The sequence below is a fragment of the Methylomagnum ishizawai genome, assembly GCF_019670005.1.
Lineage (GTDB): Bacteria > Pseudomonadota > Gammaproteobacteria > Methylococcales > Methylococcaceae > Methylomagnum > Methylomagnum ishizawai.
Genome location: NZ_AP019783.1, coordinates 4,140,745 through 4,159,968, shown reverse-complemented (window position 1 = coordinate 4,159,968; position 19,224 = coordinate 4,140,745). Strand labels below are relative to the sequence as shown.

The following is a 19,224-nucleotide window of genomic DNA, read 5'->3' as shown; positions in this document are numbered from 1 at the left end:
GGTTAGCAGAAGGCGTGCCGTCCGCCCCGGAATAAAAAATCCCAATGGAATCAGTGGTCCGCCGCCCGGCGGGAGGCGCGGGCACGGCGGGATGGTGGAATTGCACAAGCGCTATCGGGGGCTTGGAACCCGCGGGGGTGGATGCCGCCCGCCCGGTTTAAGGGGCGGGGGGCCGGTAGAGTCCCAGCGTCTGGATCGAGCGCAGCACCGCGTCGGGCAGCAAATAACGGGCGCTCAGTCCTTGGGCGAGGGCGGCGCGGATGCGGGTCGCCGAAATCTCCAATTGCGAGACCTCGATGAAATGGACTCCGCCACAAGCCCGCTCCCTGAGCGGCCTGGGTTCTGGCACGAGGCGTTGGTCCAGCCAGGCCCGCAGTTCGCCGGGGAAATCGGGTTCGGCGCCGGGCCGCCGCATCACCGCGATATGGGCGAGGCCGGGCAAATCCCGCCAGCGGTGCCAGCGGTGCAGTTGGAGGAAAGCGTCCAGCCCGAGGATCAGGCACAAGGGTTTCCCGGCCCCGATCTCGGCCCGGATCGAGGCCAGGGTATCGACCATGTACGAGGGGCCGGGCCGTTCCAGTTCGCGGGTATCGATGCGGAAGCCAGGTTCGGCGTCGGCGAGCGCGGCTTCCAGCAGGGCGAGGCGCTGCGCCGGGGTCGCGCCCGGCGTGTCCCGGTGCGGCGGGATTTGGCAGGGTACCAGGCGGATCTGGTCCAGGCCCAGGATTTCCTTGGCTTCCAGCGCGGTGCGGAGGTGGCCGTAATGGATGGGGTCGAAAGTGCCGCCGTAGATGCCGATCATGGGGGGTTCGCAAAGGCTGGGATGGGTGGGGCGGCAAATTTCCGCGTGGGCCTGGTTAATCTATAGTTCCATGCCTAACTAAATCATTCGCGATATTAATAGGGGGGAATGCCATGAAACTCATCCGTGTGGGGTGTGTCGCTACGCTGTTGGGTTGGTCGGGCCCGCCGCTTTCCGCGCTGGCCGACGAATCCCCGGACAACCGGCGGACCAAAGGCTCCAATCCCCAGGAAATGGTCAGCCGCCTCGAACTCCGCTACGAATACCTGGACCTGCCCGCCGGGGAGTATCTGAACCAGTTGTATTTCCGGGGCGATTACGCGTTCAACGAAAAAATGGCGGTCGGGGTGCAACTGCCGGTGGCCTTCGGTGGCGACGAAACCACCGGCACCCAATCCGGGATCGGCGACATAGCCATGGGCGGGCGGAACAAGCTCACCTTCGGCGAATCCATGGCCTGGATCACCGGGGTGGACCTGTGGTTCGACACCGCCAGCCATGGGACGCTGGGGGCGGGTTGGAACCAGGTCGTGCCCAACATGGCCCTGACCTATTGGCCCAATCGGCGGCTGCTGGTGTGGGCCATGTACAAATACACCGGCTCCTTCGGCGATGGCCGGGACAAACCGCCGATCAGCGAATCCTTGATCCAATCGGGCGGGCTGTATAACTTCCCCGGCGGCTATTGGCTGCTGTTGACCCCCGGCGTCGCGCTCAACCACGAGGAAAGCGACCAGGCCAGCCTGTTCCTGGAGGGCGAGGTCGGCAAGGTGGTCGCGCCGGGGGTGGAACTCTGGATGCGGGGCGGCGACCATCTGTTCGGCATCGGGCGCGACGAGCGGATGGGCTGGAAGGCCGAAACCGGCATCCGCTACCTGTTCCATTGAGCGCGGCTCAGGCCCGGACGTGGCCGTCGCCCAGCACCACGAACTTCAGCGTGGTCAACCCCTCCAAGCCCACCGGCCCCCGGGCGTGCAACTTGTCGGTGGAAATGCCGATCTCCGCGCCCAGGCCGTACTCGAAGCCGTCGGCGAAGCGGGTCGAGGCGTTCACCATCACCGAACTCGAATCCACTTCCCGCAGGAAGCGGCGGGCGCGGCCATAGTCCTCGGTGACGATGGCCTCGGTGTGCCGGGAGCTATGGCGGGCGATGTGGTCCATCGCCGCGTCTAAATCCGCCACCACCCGGATCGAGAGGATGGGCGCGAGGTATTCGGTGTCCCAATCTTCCTCCGTCGCCGGGATGCAGTCCTCGATCAGCCCGCGGGTGCGCGGGCAGCCGCGCAGTTCCACGCCTTTCCCGCGCAATTCCGCGGCCAGTGCCGGCAGCAGGCTGGGCGCGACGCCCTCGGCGATGAGCAGGGTTTCCATGGCGTTGCAGACGCCATAGCGCTGGGTTTTGGCGTTCAGGGCGATCCTGATGGCCTTGTCGGGGTCGCAGCGGTCGTCGATGTAGACATGGCAGATGCCGTCCAGGTGCTTGAGGATGGGGATGCGGGATTCCTCCATGATGCGCTGGATCAAGCCCTTGCCGCCACGCGGCACGATCACGTCGATGGCGTGTTCCAGCCGCAGCATCGCGCCCACGGCGGCCCGGTCGGTGGTTTCGATCAGTTGCACGGCGTCGGCGGGAAGCCCGGCGGTTTCCAGCCCTTGGCGGATGCAGGCGGCGATGGCCTTGTTGGAATGGATGGCCTCGGAGCCGCCGCGCAGGATGCAGGCGTTGCCGGATTTGAGGCAGAGCGCGGCGGCGTCGGCGGTGACGTTGGGGCGCGATTCGTAGATGATGCCGATGACGCCCAGCGGCACCCGCATTTTCCCGACCTGGATGCCGGAAGGCCGGTAGGTCAGTCCGGTGATTTCGCCCACCGGGTCGGGCAGGGCGGCGATTTCGCGGAGGCCCTCGGCCATGGTTTTGACGCGCTTTTCGTTGATGTCGAGGCGGTCGAGCATGGCGCTGTCGAGGCCGTTCCGGCGGCCCGCGGCGAGGTCTTTTTGGTTCTCGGCGATGAGGAACCCGGCTTCGGCTTCCAAGGTGGCGGCGATGGCGATGAGGGCGCGGTTCTTGGCGGCGGTTTCGGCCCGGCCGATCAGGCGGGAAGCGGCGCGGGCGTTGTGGCCGATGGTTTCGATATAGGTTTGGATGGATTCGGTCATGGCTGGAGGGTGGGATTATTGCTCGATGGATTCAAGGGTATACGGATGTCGTTGTGCTGGAAATCCGGGGCAGTTTGATTCGCCGCGCTCGACGAGGCGTCATAGGTTTTCCTCTGGAACGGACCATCCATTGGTTTCCAAAGCCGCGATACGAAGCCCGATGGCTGCCTGCGATGAATATGTGCCCCATGGAATTAACTCCTATGCCGGATTATGAGTGGAGCCGATCCGAAACCGCTTTCCCAGGCGGGGCCGCCACACACAGGCACACCGCCAACAATGCCTCCCAGGCCTCCCCCACGCCAGCGCCCTTGATGACCCGGTCGGCCTCCGCCGCCAACAACAAGGCGCGATGCACCGTGTTCCGGTCCAGCCGCCGCAGGGCCAGTCCCAGGGTTTCCTTGCGGTTGTCCCAGACCTTGAGCTTGGCATAGGCCGAGTCCTGGGAAGTTCCGCCCGCGACTTCCCGCAGCAGGGCCGCGACCAGACGGATATCCCGGCCCAGCGCCCACAGCGCCACGGCGGGGGCCACGCCTTCGGCCTTGAGCCCCATCAGCACCCGGTAGGCTTTTCCGGCCTGTCCGCGCAGGACTTCCTCGGCCAGGTCGAACACATCGTAGCGGGCGCTGTTCGCCACCGCCTGGACGATCTGCTCGTCGGTCAGCTTGCCCCGGCCATGCAGGATGTGCAGTTTCTCGATTTCCTGGGCGGCGGCGAGCAGGTTGCCCTCGGTGCGGACGGCGATGAGGCGCAGCCCGGAGTGGTCGGCCAAGAGTCCCCGCGTACTGAGGCGGCGGTCCAGCCAGCGCAGGAGTTTTTCGCCTTCCAACGGCCAGACCTGCATCACCGCGCCGATCTTGTCGATGGCTTGGCACCACTTGGCCTTCTGGTCGGCGGCGGCCAGCTTGGCGGTGCTGACGACCAGGATGGCGTCTTCCGGCGGGCGCTCGGCGTAGCGCAGCAGGGCGGCGCTGGCGTTCTTGTCCGGTTTGGCGGGGATGCGGAGGTCGAGCAAGCGCCGCTCGCCGAACAAGGAAAAGGCGTCGGTGGCCTCCCGCAGCAAGGCCCAATCGAAACCGGCGTCGGCGTAGAACAATTCCCGGTCGGCATAGCCCTGGGCCTTGGCGGCTTGGCGCAGGGCGTCGGCGGCCTCGGTCAATTGCAGGGGCTCGTCGCCGCTCAGGAGGTAGATCGGCAGCAGCTTGCGCTTGAGGTGTTCCTCCAACTGTTCGGGATAGAGTTTCACGTCGGGTTCGCCGTTTTGCGCTGCTGCCGGAGGGTGTAGGACACCTGCCGCAGCAGGGTCCGGGCGGCTTCCTTCTGCATTTCCTGGCGGTACATGTCTTCTTCGTAGCCCTGGCCCAGCGGCGTGGTCTGGTCGTTGAAGTAGTCGCGGCGGATTTCGAGTTCCTGTTGCGGGATCAGGATTTCGCCCTTGGGGCTGCGGACATCGTAGACGACCCGGTAGGTCAGGTCGAAGGTGTTGGCGCGGCCTTGCTGGCTCAGGGTGATGGGGCGGCGGGTGTGGGCGGCCGAGGTGATATGGACGACCGCGCTGGCGAGTCCCGGCGTCGGGGCCAACGCGCCGCCGAGGTTGTTCAGCGTCTGGTTGAAGTCGCCATAGAACGGGTTCTTGTTGGTGATGCCGGAGAGGTAGAGCGTGTTTTCGAGCTTGGTGCCCGGCATTTCGCCGCGCAGGTGCCAGCCGCAAGCGGCCAGCGCCAGGGCGGCGGAGAGCGGAGCGGCGAGGCGGAGCCGTCGTGCCATGGGCCTATACCACGATGTTGACCAGCTTCTTCGGGACCACCACGACCTTCTTGGGCGGCTTGCCCTCGGTGAAGCGCTGGACGTTGGCGTCGGCCAGGGCGGCGGCTTGGATGGCTTCGTTCGGCGCGTCCACCGCCACGGTGATCTTGCCGCGCAGCTTGCCGTTGACCTGGACCACGTATTCGAGGCTGTCCTGGACCAGGGCGGAATCATCCCATTGCGGCCAGGGCGCGGTGGCGATGGTGTCGGCGTGGCCGAGTTCGGCCCACAGATGTTCGGCGATATGCGGCACGATGGGCGCGAGCATCAGCGCCACCAGTTCCAGGGCTTCCTGGCGCAGGGCGCGGCCTTGCGGGCTCGAATCCTCGAATTTGGCGAGCGCGTTCAGGAGTTCCATATTGGCCGCGATGGCGGTGTTGAAGGTGAAACGCCGCCCCATGTCGTCGGTGACTTTGCGCAGGGTTTCGTGGACTTGGCGGCGCAGGGTTTTTTGGCCTTCGTCCAGCGTGGTTTGGTCCAAAGCCGGGGCCGGGCCTTCGTTGACATGGGCCGCGACCTGCCGCCACAAGCGCCGCAAGAAGCGGTACGCGCCTTCCACCCCGGAATCCGACCATTCCAGCGATTGCTCGGGCGGGGCCGCGAACATGGTGAACAGGCGCACGGTGTCCGCGCCGTAGCGCTGGACCAGATGCTCGGGATCGACGCCGTTGTTCTTGGATTTCGACATCTTCTCGGTGCCGCCGACCAGGACGGGAGCGCCGTCGGCTTTCAGCGTGGCCCCGGTGATGCGGCCTTTGTCGTCGGTGCTGACATCGACCTCGGTCGGGCCGACATAGGCTTTCTTGCCGTGTTCTTCACGGTAGAAGGTCGGGGCCACGACCATGCCTTGGGTCAACAGGTTGGCGAAGGGTTCGTCGCATTGCACCAGCCCGGCGTCGCGCAGCAGTTTGTGATAGAAGCGCGAATACAGCAGGTGCAGGATGGCGTGTTCGATGCCGCCGATGTATTGGTCCACCGGCAGCCAATAATTGGCCCGCTCGTCGAGCATGGCCTCGCCATTGTCGGCGCAGGCGTAGCGGGCGAAATACCAGGACGATTCCATGAAGGTGTCGAAGGTGTCGGTTTCGCGCCGGGCGGGTTTGCCGCACTTCGGGCAATCGACGTGGACGAAGGATTCCAGCCGGGCCAGGGGCGAGCCGATGCCGGTAATCTCCACGCCCTTGGGCAGTTCCACCGGCAGTTGGTCGTCCGGGACCGGCACCGTGCCGCAGTCGTCGCAATAGATGACCGGCACCGGGCAGCCCCAATAGCGCTGGCGGGAGACGCCCCAGTCGCGCAGGCGGAAGTTCACTTGCTTCTCGCCCAAGCCTTTGGCCTTGAGGTCGGCGGCGATAGCGTCCACCGCTTCGTTGTAGGCGAGGCCGTCGTAGGGGCCGGAATTGACGCAAACAGCCACGGATTTATCGCCGTACCAATCCTGCCAAGCCTCGACGTTGAATTCCGCGCCGCCGTCCTTGTGCCCGATGACCTGCTGGATCGGCAGGCCGTACTTGTGGGCGAAATGGAAATCGCGCTCGTCGTGGGCCGGGACCGCCATCACCGCGCCTTCGCCGTAGCCCATCAGGACGTAATTGCCGACCCAGACCGGCACGGCTTCGCCCGTGATGGGATGGGTGACATTGATGCCAGTCGCCATGCCCTTCTTCTCCATGGTCGCCATGTCGGCCTCGGCGGTGCCGCTCTGGGCGCATTCCTGGATGAAGGCGGCGAGTTCGGGGTTGTCCTTCGCGGCATGGGTCGCCAAGGGGTGTTCCGGGGCCACGGCGCAGAAGGTCACGCCCATGAGGGTGTCGGCGCGGGTGGTGTAGACCCACAGCAGTTCGTCCTTGCCGTCCAGGGTGTAGGGGAAGGCGAAACGCACGCCATAGCTCTTGCCGATCCAATTGGCCTGCATGGTGCGGACCTGTTCCGGCCAGCCGGTCATGCCATCCAACTCGGCCAGCAGTTCCTCGGCGTAGGCGGTGATCTTCATGAACCACTGCGAGATTTCCTTGCGGACCACGGGGGTGTCGCAGCGCCAGCAGCAGCCCTCGATGACCTGCTCGTTGGCCAGCACGGTGGCGTCGTGCGGGCACCAGTTGACCGGCGAGGTTTTCTTATAGACCAGCCCCTTCTCCAACAGGCGCAGGAAGAACCATTGCTCCCAGCGGTAATACTCCGGCTTGCAGGTGGCGACTTCCCGTTCCCAGTCGTAGCCGAAGCCCAAGCGTTTGAGCTGGTCTTTCATGTAGGCGATGTTGTCCAAGGTCCAATCGCCCGGCGGCACGCCTTTCGCCATGGCGGCGTTCTCGGCGGGCAGGCCGAAGGCGTCCCAGCCCATGGGTTGCAGGACGTTCTTGCCGCGCATCCGTTGGTAGCGCGACATCACATCGCCGATGGTGTAGTTCCTGACGTGGCCCATGTGCAGCCGCCCGCTGGGATAGGGGAACATCGACAGGCAGTAGTATTTTTCTTTGCTGGGGTCTTCCACGGCGCGGAACACGCCTTGCGTTTCCCAGCGCTTCTGGGTGGCTTCTTCGATCTCGGAGGGCTGGTAGGTGTCGTCCATACGTCGGGATTCGGTCGGGGGATGGAAACCGGGAAGCATACTAGAGCCTAGGCGGCGGGGGCAATTCGGTGGAGCCGCGTGGTTTCATGCCGCGCCGCCGCCAACGCCACGGTCCGCCGGTCTATGATTGATGCCATCGCCTTGGGCTTCCTTGAACGGAGAGCGCACCATGTCCCAAACCCTCCTCTCCTGGTTCGCGCGCGGGGATTTCATACCCCATGGCAATTGCTTGATCTGGAGCCGGGGCTTGATCGAACTGCATGTGGTTTCCGACGCCCTGATCGGCCTGGCCTATTATTCGATCCCGTTCGGGTTGGCCTTCTTCGTGCGGCGGCGCACCGATCTGGTCTACCGTTGGATGTTCATCCTGTTCGCCAGCTTCATCCTGGCCTGCGGCACCACCCATTTCTTCGATATCTGGGTGCTGTGGCATCCCGATTACGCCGTGCAGGGCATCTTGAAGGCGGTGACGGCGGCGGTGTCGGTGGGGACCGCCATTTTGTTGTGGCCGGTGCTGCGCCGGGCTTTGTACCTGCCCAGCCCCGCCGAGTTGGCGCGGATCAACGCCCGGCTGGAGCGCGAAATCGCCTGCCACCGCGAAGCCGTCGCCCATCTGGAGGCCGAGGCCGCCGGGCGGCGGGTGTTGGAGGAAAAGCTCAGGCGCAACGAGGCCCGGTTGCGGGCCATCCTCGACACCGCCGTGGAAGGCATCGTCACCATCGACGGCCAGGGGGCGATCGAACTGTGCAATCCCGCCGCCGCCCAGATGTTCGGCTATACGGTCGATGAATTGCTCGGGCGCAACGTCAACCAGCTCATGCCCACGCCGCTACGGGAGGCGCACGACGCCTTGCTCGCCAAGACCCGGATGTCCAGCCCCAACCGCAGCCTTTCCTGCGGGCGCGAATTGTCGGGCTTGCGCAAGGACGGCTCGGTGTTCCCGGTGGAAATCGCCGTCGGCGGTTTCGATGGCGGCGGCCTCCATTTCACCGGCATCCTGCGCGATATCAGCGAGCGCAAGGCTTTGGAGGACCGTCTGCAACAACAGCGGCTCGAATTGCTGCATGTGCATCGCCTCACCGTGGCGGGCGAATTGGCCGCGACCATGGCCCATGAACTCAACCAACCCCTGGGGGCCATCGCCAATTACCTGGGCGGGGCCAAGCTCCGGTTCCACGCCGTGTTCGAGGACCATCCCCGCCTGGCCGAAGCCATCGACGAGACCTTGCGCCTGTCGCAACGCGCCGCCGAGGTGGTGCATGGCATCCGCGATTTGGTCCGGCGGCGCGAGACGGGCCGCGAATGGGTGGCGGTCGAGGCCGTGGTGGATGCCGCCCTGGCCGTGGCCCGCCAGGAATTGGCCCGGCGCAAGATCGCCGTGGTCCGGCATCTTCCCACCGCCCTGCCGCCGGTCTGGGGCCAGCGCGTGCATTTGCAGCAGGTGCTGCTGAACCTGATGCTCAACGCCATGGAGGCGATGGAAGCCGTCCCGCCCGAACGCCGCCGGCTCACCCTCGGTGCCGGGCCGGTGTCGCCCACGGAAATCGAAATCGCCGTGGCCGATACCGGGCCGGGGTTTTCGGAGGATTTGGCCGGGACGATGTTCGAACCTTTCGTCAGCACCAAGGCCAAGGGCATCGGCCTGGGCTTGTCGATCTGCCGCACCATCGCCGAGGCGCATGGCGGGCGTATCGTGGCGGACTCGGTCCCGGACGCGGGGGCGGTGTTCAAGCTGGTCTTGCCGACGGGCGAGGGTGGGGCGGGGCATGGCTGATGACACGGTGTTCGTGGTGGACGACGACCAGGACATGCGGCAGTCGTTCAAATGGTTGATCGAATCGGTGGGCTTGCCGGTCGAGGCGTTCGTGTCGGCGGAGGATTTCCTGGCGGCCTACCGGGACGATAGGCCGGGTTGCTTGTTGCTGGATGTGCGGATGCCGGGGATGGGCGGTTTGCGTTTGTTGGAGCGGCTGCGGGAGTTGGGCTTGTGCCTGCCGGTCATCGTCATCACCGGCCACGCCGAGGTGTGGATGGCGGTGCAGGCCATGAAGTCGGGCGCGTTCGATTTCCTGGAGAAGCCGGTGACCCACCAGCAGATGCTGGACCGCATCCAGGACGCCCTGCGCGAGGATCGGGAACGGCGGGCGCGGGCCGTGGAATGCGCCGCGTTCCGGCAGCGGCTGGCCCTGCTCACCCAGCGCGAGCGCGAGGTGCTGGACCGCATGGTGCGGGGCGAACCGAGCAAGGCCATCGCCCTGGAATTCGGGCTCAGCGAGCGGACCATCGAAAAGCACCGCGAGAACCTCATGCACAAGATGGAGGCGCGGTCGCTGGCGCAGTTGATCCGGGGGATGGTGGAGTTCGGGCGGGAGGGATGAACGTGCCCATCCTGGCTTCAGCCCCCGTTGCGCCGCTGGTGGGTCTGGATCGACATCAGCATCCCGAAGCCCGCCAGCAAAGTCACCATCGAGGTGCCGCCATAGCTCACCAAGGGCAGGGGCACGCCCACCACCGGCAGGATGCCGATCACCATGCCGATGTTCACGAACACATAGACGAAGAAAGTCAGGGTCAAAGCCCCCGCCAGATAACGGCTATAGCGGTCCTGGGCCTGCATCACGATGAAAAGGCAACGCCCGATGATGAACAGGTAGATCGCCAGCAGCCCCGCGCAGCCCAATAGCCCGAATTCCTCGGCGAACACGGCGAAGATGAAATCGGTGGAGCGCTCCGGCAGGAATTCCAAATGGGCCTGGGTGCCGTGCAGCCAGCCCTTGCCATAGACCCCGCCCGAGCCGATGGCGATCTTGGATTGGATGATGTGGTAGCCGCGGCCCAAGGGGTCGGCCTCCGGGTTGAGGAAGGTCAGCACCCGGTCGCGCTGGTAGCCGTGCATGAAATGCCAGACCACGGGCAGCAGGCTCCCGCCCAGGGCGGCCAGCCCCAGGAGATAAATCCAGGGCAGCCCGGCCAGGAACACCACGGCGGCCCCCGCCGTCCCCACCAGGACGGCGGTGCCGAGGTCCGGTTGTTTGGCGATCATGAGGGTGGGCAGCAGGATCAGGCAGCCCGCCGCCAAGAGGTGCTTGAGATTGGGCGGCGGGGCTTGGTTCGACAGGTACCAGGCGACCATCATCGGGGTCGAGAGCTTGGTCAGCTCCGAGGGTTGGAACCTGACCACGCCCAAATCCAGCCAGCGCTGCGCCCCCATGCTGATCTTGCCCATCAGCAACACCAGGGCCAGCAGCGCCACGCCCACCAGGTACAAGGCCGGGCTGTGGAATTTCAGGTGGCGCGGATGGATTTGGGCGACGGCCAGCATGATGCCGGTGGCCAGCGCCAGCCGCGCCGCCTGCCGCAGCAGCACTTCCAGGCTTTGCCCGGACGAGGAATACAGGATCACCATCGCCAGCGCCGCCAGCATCCCGAGGCCACCCATCAAGGGCAGGTCGATATGGAGCCGGCCCAGGGGCGAGGTGCCGCGCCGGGCCGGACCCAGGCGCAACTCGGGAAGGATATCGTTCATGGCCGTTCGTTGAGGTATTGATCCATGACCGCGCGGGCGATGGGCGCGGCCACCGAGCCGCCATGGCCGCCATGCTCGGCGATCACGGCGACGGCGATGCGCGGATTCTCCGCCGGGGCGAAGGCCACGAACCAAGCGTGGTCGCGCATTTCCTGGGTGATGTTCATTTTTTTATAGTCCTGGCCTTGGCCCACGGTGAAGACCTGGGCGGTGCCGGTCTTGCCGGCCATGTGGTAGCGCAGCCCCGGCGCGATGCCCTTGGCCGTGCCCCGCTGGCTATGCACCACGTCGATCATGGCGTCGGTGACGACTTGCCAGCGTTTGCGGTCGATCTGGCCCACGGTTTCTTCGTGGTTGCGGGGGTAGGGGCTGTCCACCGCGTAGCCGGCTTTGATGCTGTCCACCAGCCGCGGTTCCACGCTATGGCCCTGGTTGGCGAACATCGCCACGGCGCGGGCCAGTTGCAAGGGCGTGGCCTGCACATAACCCTGGCCGATGCCGGCGATCAGGGTTTCGCCGGGGAACCATTGCTGGGTCTTGCGCTTTTTCTTCTTCCATTCGCGGGAAGGGAACAGGCCGGATTTCTCGCCTTCCAGGTCGATGCCGGTGTGCCTGCCGAAGCCGAAGCGGCTCATGTATTCCTGCAAGCGGTCGATGCCGATATGGTTGGCGAGGTCGTAGAAATACACGTCGCAGGATTGGACGATGGCCAACCGCATATCCACCGGCCCATGCCCGCCCTTGCGCCAATCGCGGTATTTGTGGTCGGAATTCGGCAGTTTGTAATAGCCGGGGCAATAGCTTTTCTTGCCGGGGCTCAAATCCAGGTATTCCATCCCGGCCAGGGCCATGAACGGCTTCACGGTCGAGCCGGGCGGATAGACGCCGCGCAAGACCCGGTCGTACAAGGGCCGTTCCTTGTCGTTTTGCAGGCTGTCGTACAGTTCCTTGCCGATGCCGTGGATGAAGGGGTTGGGGTCGAAGCTGGGTTTGCTCGCCATCGCCAGCACCTTGCCGGTGGCGGGTTCGATGGCGACCACCGCCCCCGAGTATTCGCCCAGGGCGTCGAGGGCGGTCTTTTGCAGGCGGATGTCCAGCGACAGATAAAGATCGGCCCCGGTCAAGGGGTCGGTGGTGCCCAGGACCTGGATGGCGCGGCCCTGGACATTGGTTTCATATTCCTCGTAGCCGGTCTTGCCGTGCAGGATGGCCTCGTAGCTCTTTTCCACCCCGGTCTTGCCGATATGGTAGGTGCCGCGGTATTGGGCCGGGTCCAGCACCTGCAATTCGGCCTCGTTGATGCGGCCCACGTAGCCCACGGCATGGGCCGTCAAATCGGCGTAGGGATAGGCCCGGAGCAGCCGGGTGCGGATTTCCACGCCGGGGAAATACGGCATCTTCACCGCGAAGCGGGCGATGTCCTCCTCGCTGAGTTCGAGCCGCAGGGGCACGCTCTCGAAGCTCTTGCGCTGGCCGCGCTGGGTTTGGAAACGGGCGATCTCCTCGTCGCTGATATTGATGAGCGCCTTGAGTTCGGCCAGCGTGGCCTTGAGGTCCGGCACCTGCTCGGGGACGACTTCCAGGCTGTAGGTGGCGATGTTGTCGGCCAGTACCTCGCCGTTGCGGTCGAAGATCAGGCCGCGGGAGGGGGCCAGCGGGGCGATCTTGACCTGGTTGTCGTGCGAGAGGTTGGTGTAAAGCTCGTGGCCGACCACTTGCAGATAGATCAACCGCGCCACCAGGGCCAGGGTCAGGGCCAACATGAACACCACGCTGGCGACGATGCGGTTCAGGAACATCCGGTTTTCCCGGAAGCTGTCCTTGAAGATGAATTCGCGGTCCATGGGGAGGGGGCGATGGGTTGGGGGGCGGCTATTCAAACATCCGCCCGCGCTTCAGGCGATCTTGTAGCGCCGCCGCAGATGCCGGAGCGCGATCCGCACCCAGGGCCAGACCACGGCCCCGGCCAGGGGCGGCAGCCAATAGGCCCGGGTCATGCTCTCGGCGTTCTTGATGTGCTGGGTCCAATACACCAGCACCTGCCCGGCCAGGAGGAAGCCCAGCACCCACAGGCATTGCTGGGGCAGGGGATACAGCCGCAGCCGCCGGTAGAAGCGCAGGCTCAGGTAGGCGATCACCGAATAGGCCACCGCGTGCTGGCCCAGCATCCGCCCGGTCAGCACATCGGCGAACAGCCCCGTCAGCCAGGCCGTGCCCACGCCCACCCGTTCCGGCAGGGCCATGGTCCAGTAGATCAGGCACAGCGCGATCCAATCCGGGTTGAAGATGAACCATTCGTGCGGGAGGGGCAGGATACGCAACATCATCGCCAGCACCAAACTGGCCCCCATCACCGCGTAGGTGCGGACGTTAAGGCCGGGCATCGGCGGTCGGGCTGCGCGGGGGCGGATTGGGGACGGCTTCGGGAATCCTCGGGATGGGCTGGGAATCGCTCCACACCAGGAGCAGCTCCCGGTTGCGGTCCAGTTGGGCCACCGGCACGGCGCTGATCTTGGCGAACGGGCTTTTCTGGGGGGCGATCCCCGTCACCTTGGCCACCGGGTAGCCCTGGGGGAACACCCCGCCCATGCCCGAAGTCACCAGCAAATCGCCGACCTGGACATCGGCGTTGCTGGGGAGGTAGGGGAGGGCCAGCCGGTCGATCTGGCCGGTGCCGAGCGCGATGGTCCTGAGGCCGTTGCGGTTGATCTGGACCGGGATGGCGTGGCTGGGATCGGTGATGAGCATGACCTCGGCGGTCTGCGGCGTGACCCGCAGCACCTGTCCCACCACGCCATTGCCGTCGAACACCGCCTGCTGTGGATGCACGCCGAAACGGCTGCCCTTGTTGACCACCACCACATGCTCGTAGGGCACGAGGTTGATCGACAGCAGTTCGGCGATCAGGACTTGCTCGCCCACCTTGAACGAGGTGTCGAGCAAGCCCCGCAGGCGTATGTTCTCCTGTTCCAGGGCGGCGAATTTCAGCAGCTTGGTTTTCAGCACCAGTTGCTCGTCGCGCAGCCTTTGGTTCTCGGCGGCGAGGTCGGTGTAGGTGGAAACGGTATCGATGGCCTTACGGACCAGGTGTACGGGAGAGCTGACGGCCTGCTGCAAGGGATAGATCAGGGCCGCGAAGGGAAGCCGCAGCCCCTGCCAGGTACCGTGTTGTTCCAGGGTCAGCAGCGCCAAGCCCGCCGCCACGCAAGCGGCCAGCCGGATGTTGAGGGAATAGCCGGTGCTGAACAGTCTTTTGCTGGGCCGGCCCTCTGCTTCAAACGGTCCGTTCAGATGGGTACTCCCTTGAAGTGTGTCGCGGATGGTCGGAGGAGGGATGCCCCGCGCCTTCGACCTTGGAGGGCCGGGATTATTCTAGCGAGAACACGGCCGAGCCTTTCTCGTCCAGCAGTTCCAGGATTTTGCCGCCGCCGCGGGCGACGCAGGTCATGGGGTCTTCGGCGATATGCACGGGGAGGCCGGTTTCCTCGGCGATCAGGCGGTCGATGTCCTTGAGCAGGGCGCCGCCGCCGGTGATATAGATGCCGCGGTCGGCCACGTCGGCCCCGAGTTCCGGCGGGGTTTGTTCCAGCGCGACCTTGACCGCGCCGACGATGCCTTGCAGGGGTTCCTGGATGGCTTCCAGGATTTCGTTGCTGTTGAGGACGAAGCTGCGCGGCACGCCTTCCGAGAGGTTGCGGCCTTTCACTTCGATTTCCCGCACTTCGCTGCCGGGGTAGGCCGCGCCGATTTCGTGCTTGATGCGCTCGGCGGTGGCCTCGCCGATCAAGGTGCCGTAGTTGCGGCGCACATAATTCATGATGGCGTCGTCGAGGCGGTCGCCGCCGATGCGCACCGAGGCCGAATAAACGATGCCGTTCAAGGAGATCACCGCCACTTCCGAGGTGCCGCCGCCGATGTCCAGCACCATGGAGCCGCGGGCTTCGTCCACCGGCAGGCCCGCGCCGATGGCGGCGGCCATGGGTTCCTCGATCAAATACACCTCGCGGGCGCCGGCCCCGGCGGCGGATTCCTTGATGGCGCGGCGCTCGACCTGGGTCGAGCCGCAGGGCACGCAGACCAACACCCTGGGGCTGGGCCGGAACAGCTTGTTCCGGTGGACCTTGTGGATGAAGTACTGGAGCATTTTCTCGGTGACGGTGAAGTCGGCGATGACGCCGTCCTTCAAGGGGCGGATGGCGGTGATGTTGCCGGGGGTGCGGCCCAGCATGGACTTGGCGGCGGCACCCACCGCCGCGATGGTTTTCTGGCCGCGGTTGCGGTCTTCGCGGATGGCCACCACCGAGGGCTCGTTCACCACGATGCCTTGGCCGCGGATATAAATCAGGGTATTGGCGGTCCCGAGGTCGATGGAAAGATCATTGGAAAAAAAACCCCGGAGATGTTTGAAGAACATAGAGTGGATGGCGCGTAAATTGTTGTAATTTAACAAGCCGTAGCGGCTGGGGGCAAGCAGTATAGCCGCATAAGCCGACAGTTTCGGGTCGGGGGAAAGCCCGGAATCCCCCTGTTGATTATAGGCGTATCGGGGTCGATCCGCCCCAAAACAGGGCGTTCGGGCGGGACCGCCGGTTTGACCGGCTTGGCGGGTTTCCCGATAATTGACTGAGAATTCATCAGGACCCGATGCCGGATCGGCAACGGTCGTCCGCGCTTCCCGCCGCTGCGGAGAGGTGGCCCGGTCGTGGTGCTGCGCCATTTCCCTTAGATTCTAAACGCCAAGAGACCCCCCGCATGTCCCTGACTTCCGAAAATGTGAATAAGATCGCATGGCTGGCCCGGCTGGCCATCGATCCCGACAAGACCGAAGCCTATGCCCGCGACCTGTCCGGCATCCTCGATCTGGTGGCCCAGATGGAGGCGGTGGACACCGAGGCGGTGCCGCCCATGGCCCATCCCCTGGACCAAGCCCAACGGCTCCGCCCCGACGAGCCGCTCGAACCCGACCAAAGGGCGCGGTTCCAGGCCCATGCGCCCTTGGTCGAGGCCGGGCTATATCTGGTGCCCAAGGTGATCGAATAAGGGTGAATCGGCAGCTTCCAATCCTGTCACGCTTCCGTGGCGGGAATGGTCCCTCAATACCCCCCTTTGCTTTCTGGAATTTCCATGCACGATAAAACCATCGCCGAATTAGCCTTGGGCTTGCGGAATAAAGAATTCAGCAGCGTCGAACTGACCCAAGCCTGCCTGGCCCGTATCCAGTGCTATGACGGCCAGCTCAACAGCTTCGTCACCGTCACCGAAGACAGCGCCCTGGCCGCAGCGAAGGCCGCCGACGCGGCGCTAGCCCGTGGCGAGGCCGGGCCTTTGACCGGCGTGCCCATCGGCCAGAAAGACATCTTCTGCACCCAGGGCGTCCGTACCTCCTGTGGCTCCAAGATGCTCGACCGTTTCATCGCGCCCTACGACGCCACCGTGGTCGAGCGCTTCAAGCAAGCCGGGACCGTGATGCTGGGCAAGCTCAACATGGACGAGTTCGCGATGGGTTCCTCCAACGAGACCAGCTACTACGGGCCGGTCAGGAATCCTTGGGATACCGGCACGGTGCCGGGCGGTTCTTCCGGCGGTTCGGCGGCGGCGGTGGCGGCGCGGTTGGTGCCGGGCGCGACCGGCACCGATACCGGCGGTTCGATCCGCCAACCGGCTTCCTTCTGTGGTATCACCGGCATCAAGCCGACCTATGGCCGGGTGTCGCGCTGGGGCATGATCGCCTTCGCCTCCAGCCTGGACCAGGGCGGACCCATGGCCCGCACCGCCGAGGATTGCGCCCTGATGTTGCGCACCATGGCCGGGTTCGATCCCAAGGACTCCACCAGCGTGGATTTGCCGGTGCCGGATTATGCCGCCGGTCTGGATCACAGCCTCGAAGGTTTGCGGATCGGCCTGCCCAAGGAATTCTTCGGCGAGGGTCTCGACGCCGATATCGCCCGCCTGATCCACGCCGCCGTGGCCGAATACGAAAAGCTGGGCGCGACGGTGAAGGAAGTTTCCCTGCCCAATATGCATTTGTCGGTGCCCGCCTATTACGTGGTCGCGCCCGCCGAGTGTTCGTCCAATCTGGCCCGCTTCGACGGTGTGCGCTACGGCCATCGCTGCGAGAATCCCAAGGATTTGAAGGATTTGTACATGCGTTCCCGCGGCGAGGGCTTCGGGGCCGAGGTGCAGCGCCGTATCCTGATCGGCACCTACGCGCTGTCGGCGGGCTATTACGACGCCTATTACCTCAAGGCGCAGAAGGTACGCCGCCTCATCAGCGAGGATTTCAAGCGGGCGTTCCAGGAGGTCGATGTCATTATGGGGCCGACCGCGCCTTCGGTCGCGTTCCGTTTCGGCGAGAAGACCGCCGATCCGGTCGCCATGTACCTCTCGGATATCTACACCATCGCGGTGAATCTGGCCGGTTTGCCGGGGATGTCGATCCCGGTGGGCTTTTCCAACCGGCTGCCGGTGGGGATGCAGATCATCGGCGATTATTTCGCGGAAGAGCGCTTGTTGAACGTGGCGCATCGCTATCAGCAGGTCACGGATTGGCATCGGCAAGCGCCCGCGTTGTGAATATGGACTAGCCGGGCGCTGCCGCCATGGCCGGGGACCGCGCCTATGAGATGCTCTGGGATTGCGGCTACTGCGGTGCCCAGAAACTCCTGGGCAAGAGCCAGAAATTCTGTCCCCAGTGCGGTGCGCCGCAGGATACCCAAGCCCGCTATTTCCCGGACGAACCGGACAAGGTCGAAGTCCTGGGCCATCGCTACGAAGGGGCCGACAAAATCTGCCCGGCCTGCCAAGCGCCGAATGGGGCTTTGGCGGAATTTTGCGGGCGCTGCGGTTCGCCTTTGAGCGAAGCGGCCAGGGCGAAGCGGCTCCAGGACCAAGTGCGGGCCGACGAGGCCAAATTCGCCGCCAGCCTGTCGCTACGCCAGCAAGAGGCGGAACGGCGGCGGCATCCGGCGGCGGTGGCCCCTCCGGCCCGGACAGGGAATCAGCGGCTTTATCTTTGGGTTGCCGTGGCGCTGTCCGTCTTGGGCCTGGTCCTCGCCCTGCTGTTCTGGACCCGGCAGGAAACCGTGGTGGTGTCCGGCCATTACTGGCGGCAAGCGATCCAGATCGAGCGTTACGGGCCGGTGGCCGAATCGGCGTGGTGCGATTCCATGCCGTTCGCGGCCTATGGGGTTGCCCGGCATTCGGAAATCCGCTCGTATCAACAAATCCCCGACGGCCAGGATTGCCAGATGCGGCGGGTGGACCGGGGCGATGGCACCTTCACCGAGCATCAGGAATGCCGCCCCAAATACCGCAGCGAACCCGTCTACGACCAGCGCTGCGATTACCGCATCGACCGCTGGTCGTGGAGCCGCGAGGCCAGCGCCGAAGGCCACGACCTCGCGCCGCGCTGGCCGTCAACGGGTTTGGCGGGTGCCCGCCCATGCCTGGGTTGCGAGCGGGAAGGCGGGCGCGAATCGCGCTTCGAGGTCTTGCTGCGCGGCCAGGGCCGGGAGTACCGCTGCGGCTTGGCGCAGGAAGCTTGGCGCGGGATGCGGGACGGCAGTCGTTGGACCCTCAAGGTCGGGGCGGTGGATAAGCAACCGCGTTGCGATAGCTTGAAGCCGGTGGATTGACCGAAACGGGCGGGTTTTAATCGAATATTGAAGAGGTGGAATCCATGACTGGCATTTATGGCGACGCGCACCGGCACATGCAGGCTTTATTTGAAACCACCGCCCTGGCCGACCGGGTACGCGATATCATCGTGGCCCCGGACATCGCCGACCCGCATAAAGGCTTCATCGAAACCCGCGACCTGTTCTTCCTCAGCACGGTCGATCATCGGGGTTTTCCAACCTGCTCGTACAAGGGCGGCGCACCTGGCTTCGTCCGGGTCTTGGATGGCAAAACCCTGGCCTTCCCCAGCTACGACGGCAACGGCATGTTCCTGTCCATGGGCAATATCGCCGCCAATCCCAAGGTGGGCCTGTTGTTCATCGATTTCGAGACGCCGCACCGGATCCGGGTCCACGGCACCGCCCGTGTCGATCCCGCCGATCCCTTGCTTGCGGGCTTCCCCGGCGCGGAATTGCTGGTGCGGGTCGAAGTCGCCGAAATCTTCGTCAACTGCCCGCGCTATATCCACAAGCACCAGCGCGTCGCCGCTTCCCAATACGTGCCACAGGCGGATGGCCCGGCTCCATTGCCGCCCTGGAAGCGCATCGACGCCGTGCAAGATGTGTTGCCGGAGCGGGATAGGGGCCGGGTGGCGGATCATGGCGGCACGATCACGCCGGAGGAATACGGTGCCCTGGTCATGAAAGGCGAGGCGTGAGTTGCTCGCCCAACCTGGCTATTGGCCGG

Annotated in this window: 17 protein-coding genes; 7 read left to right on the top strand and 10 right to left on the bottom strand. The window is 65.0% G+C overall.

What is annotated here, in order from left to right:
• Positions 1–157 precede the first annotated feature (157 nt).
• Positions 158–802, bottom strand: a complete 645-nt coding sequence (gene nadD, locus K5658_RS18740; protein WP_221064598.1) for a nicotinate-nucleotide adenylyltransferase — start codon at positions 800–802, stop codon at positions 158–160.
• Between the two features lie 113 nt (positions 803–915).
• Between nadD and K5658_RS18735 the strand changes: the two genes are divergently transcribed.
• A complete protein-coding gene (locus tag K5658_RS18735; RefSeq protein WP_221064597.1) occupies positions 916–1,689 on the top strand; it encodes a hypothetical protein in 774 nt (257 codons plus the stop codon).
• 7 nt (positions 1,690–1,696) lie between these two features.
• Here the strand turns inward: K5658_RS18735 and K5658_RS18730 are convergent, their stop codons facing one another.
• The 4 genes from K5658_RS18730 to leuS all read right to left on the bottom strand — a co-directional run bounded on the left by K5658_RS18730 (position 1,697) and on the right by leuS (position 7,334).
• Complete coding sequence (locus tag K5658_RS18730; protein ID WP_221064596.1) at positions 1,697–2,959, bottom strand: glutamate-5-semialdehyde dehydrogenase; 1,263 nt, start codon at positions 2,957–2,959, stop codon at positions 1,697–1,699.
• A gap of 211 nt (positions 2,960–3,170) precedes the next feature.
• Entirely contained in the window at positions 3,171–4,205 is a 1,035-nt protein-coding gene (gene holA / locus K5658_RS18725) for a DNA polymerase III subunit delta (protein WP_221064595.1), read from the bottom strand.
• Entirely contained in the window at positions 4,202–4,726 is a 525-nt protein-coding gene (locus tag K5658_RS18720) for an LPS-assembly lipoprotein LptE (protein WP_221064594.1), read from the bottom strand. Before K5658_RS18720 ends, holA begins: the two co-directional genes overlap by 4 nt.
• A gap of 4 nt (positions 4,727–4,730) precedes the next feature.
• The gene (leuS, locus tag K5658_RS18715; protein WP_221064593.1) at positions 4,731–7,334 is read right to left on the bottom strand and encodes a leucine--tRNA ligase; all 2,604 of its coding nucleotides are present in this window, start codon (positions 7,332–7,334) and stop codon (positions 4,731–4,733) included.
• 169 nt (positions 7,335–7,503) lie between these two features.
• On the opposite strand from leuS, the gene K5658_RS18710 reads away from it, so the two are divergent.
• The gene (locus K5658_RS18710) at positions 7,504–9,108 is read left to right on the top strand and encodes a two-component system sensor histidine kinase NtrB (RefSeq protein WP_221064592.1); all 1,605 of its coding nucleotides are present in this window, start codon (positions 7,504–7,506) and stop codon (positions 9,106–9,108) included.
• Positions 9,101–9,712: a response regulator transcription factor gene (locus K5658_RS18705; RefSeq protein ID WP_221064591.1), complete on the top strand. Its 612-nt coding sequence runs from the start codon at positions 9,101–9,103 to the stop codon at positions 9,710–9,712. The genes K5658_RS18710 and K5658_RS18705 overlap by 8 nt, the downstream gene beginning before the upstream one ends.
• Before the next feature lie 17 nt (positions 9,713–9,729).
• Here the strand turns inward: K5658_RS18705 and rodA are convergent, their stop codons facing one another.
• The 5 genes from rodA to K5658_RS18680 form a co-directional block, all read right to left on the bottom strand.
• Positions 9,730–10,860: a rod shape-determining protein RodA gene (rodA, locus tag K5658_RS18700; RefSeq protein ID WP_221064590.1), complete on the bottom strand. Its 1,131-nt coding sequence runs from the start codon at positions 10,858–10,860 to the stop codon at positions 9,730–9,732.
• Positions 10,857–12,704: a penicillin-binding protein 2 gene (mrdA, locus tag K5658_RS18695; RefSeq protein ID WP_221064589.1), complete on the bottom strand. Its 1,848-nt coding sequence runs from the start codon at positions 12,702–12,704 to the stop codon at positions 10,857–10,859. Before mrdA ends, rodA begins: the two co-directional genes overlap by 4 nt.
• Before the next feature lie 51 nt (positions 12,705–12,755).
• The gene (mreD, locus tag K5658_RS18690) at positions 12,756–13,244 is read right to left on the bottom strand and encodes a rod shape-determining protein MreD (RefSeq protein WP_221064588.1); all 489 of its coding nucleotides are present in this window, start codon (positions 13,242–13,244) and stop codon (positions 12,756–12,758) included.
• Positions 13,231–14,109: a rod shape-determining protein MreC gene (mreC, locus tag K5658_RS18685; protein WP_221067032.1), complete on the bottom strand. Its 879-nt coding sequence runs from the start codon at positions 14,107–14,109 to the stop codon at positions 13,231–13,233. The genes mreD and mreC overlap by 14 nt, the downstream gene beginning before the upstream one ends.
• Before the next feature lie 118 nt (positions 14,110–14,227).
• Entirely contained in the window at positions 14,228–15,274 is a 1,047-nt protein-coding gene (locus K5658_RS18680) for a rod shape-determining protein (RefSeq protein ID WP_085211113.1), read from the bottom strand.
• Positions 15,275–15,612: 338 nt separating this feature from the next.
• On the opposite strand from K5658_RS18680, the gene gatC reads away from it, so the two are divergent.
• The 4 genes from gatC to K5658_RS18660 all read left to right on the top strand — a co-directional run bounded on the left by gatC (position 15,613) and on the right by K5658_RS18660 (position 19,195).
• Positions 15,613–15,900 carry an Asp-tRNA(Asn)/Glu-tRNA(Gln) amidotransferase subunit GatC gene (gatC, locus tag K5658_RS18675; RefSeq protein WP_221064587.1) on the top strand — a complete coding sequence of 96 codons (288 nt, stop codon included), beginning with the start codon at positions 15,613–15,615 and terminating at the stop codon, positions 15,898–15,900.
• An 84-nt stretch (positions 15,901–15,984) separates the two neighbouring features.
• Complete coding sequence (gatA, locus tag K5658_RS18670) at positions 15,985–17,433, top strand: Asp-tRNA(Asn)/Glu-tRNA(Gln) amidotransferase subunit GatA (RefSeq protein WP_221064586.1); 1,449 nt, start codon at positions 15,985–15,987, stop codon at positions 17,431–17,433.
• Between the two features lie 26 nt (positions 17,434–17,459).
• The gene (locus tag K5658_RS18665; RefSeq protein WP_221064585.1) at positions 17,460–18,494 is read left to right on the top strand and encodes a zinc ribbon domain-containing protein; all 1,035 of its coding nucleotides are present in this window, start codon (positions 17,460–17,462) and stop codon (positions 18,492–18,494) included.
• 44 nt (positions 18,495–18,538) lie between these two features.
• Positions 18,539–19,195, top strand: a complete 657-nt coding sequence (locus tag K5658_RS18660; protein ID WP_221064584.1) for a pyridoxamine 5'-phosphate oxidase family protein — start codon at positions 18,539–18,541, stop codon at positions 19,193–19,195.
• The last annotated feature ends 29 nt before the right edge of the window (positions 19,196–19,224 follow it).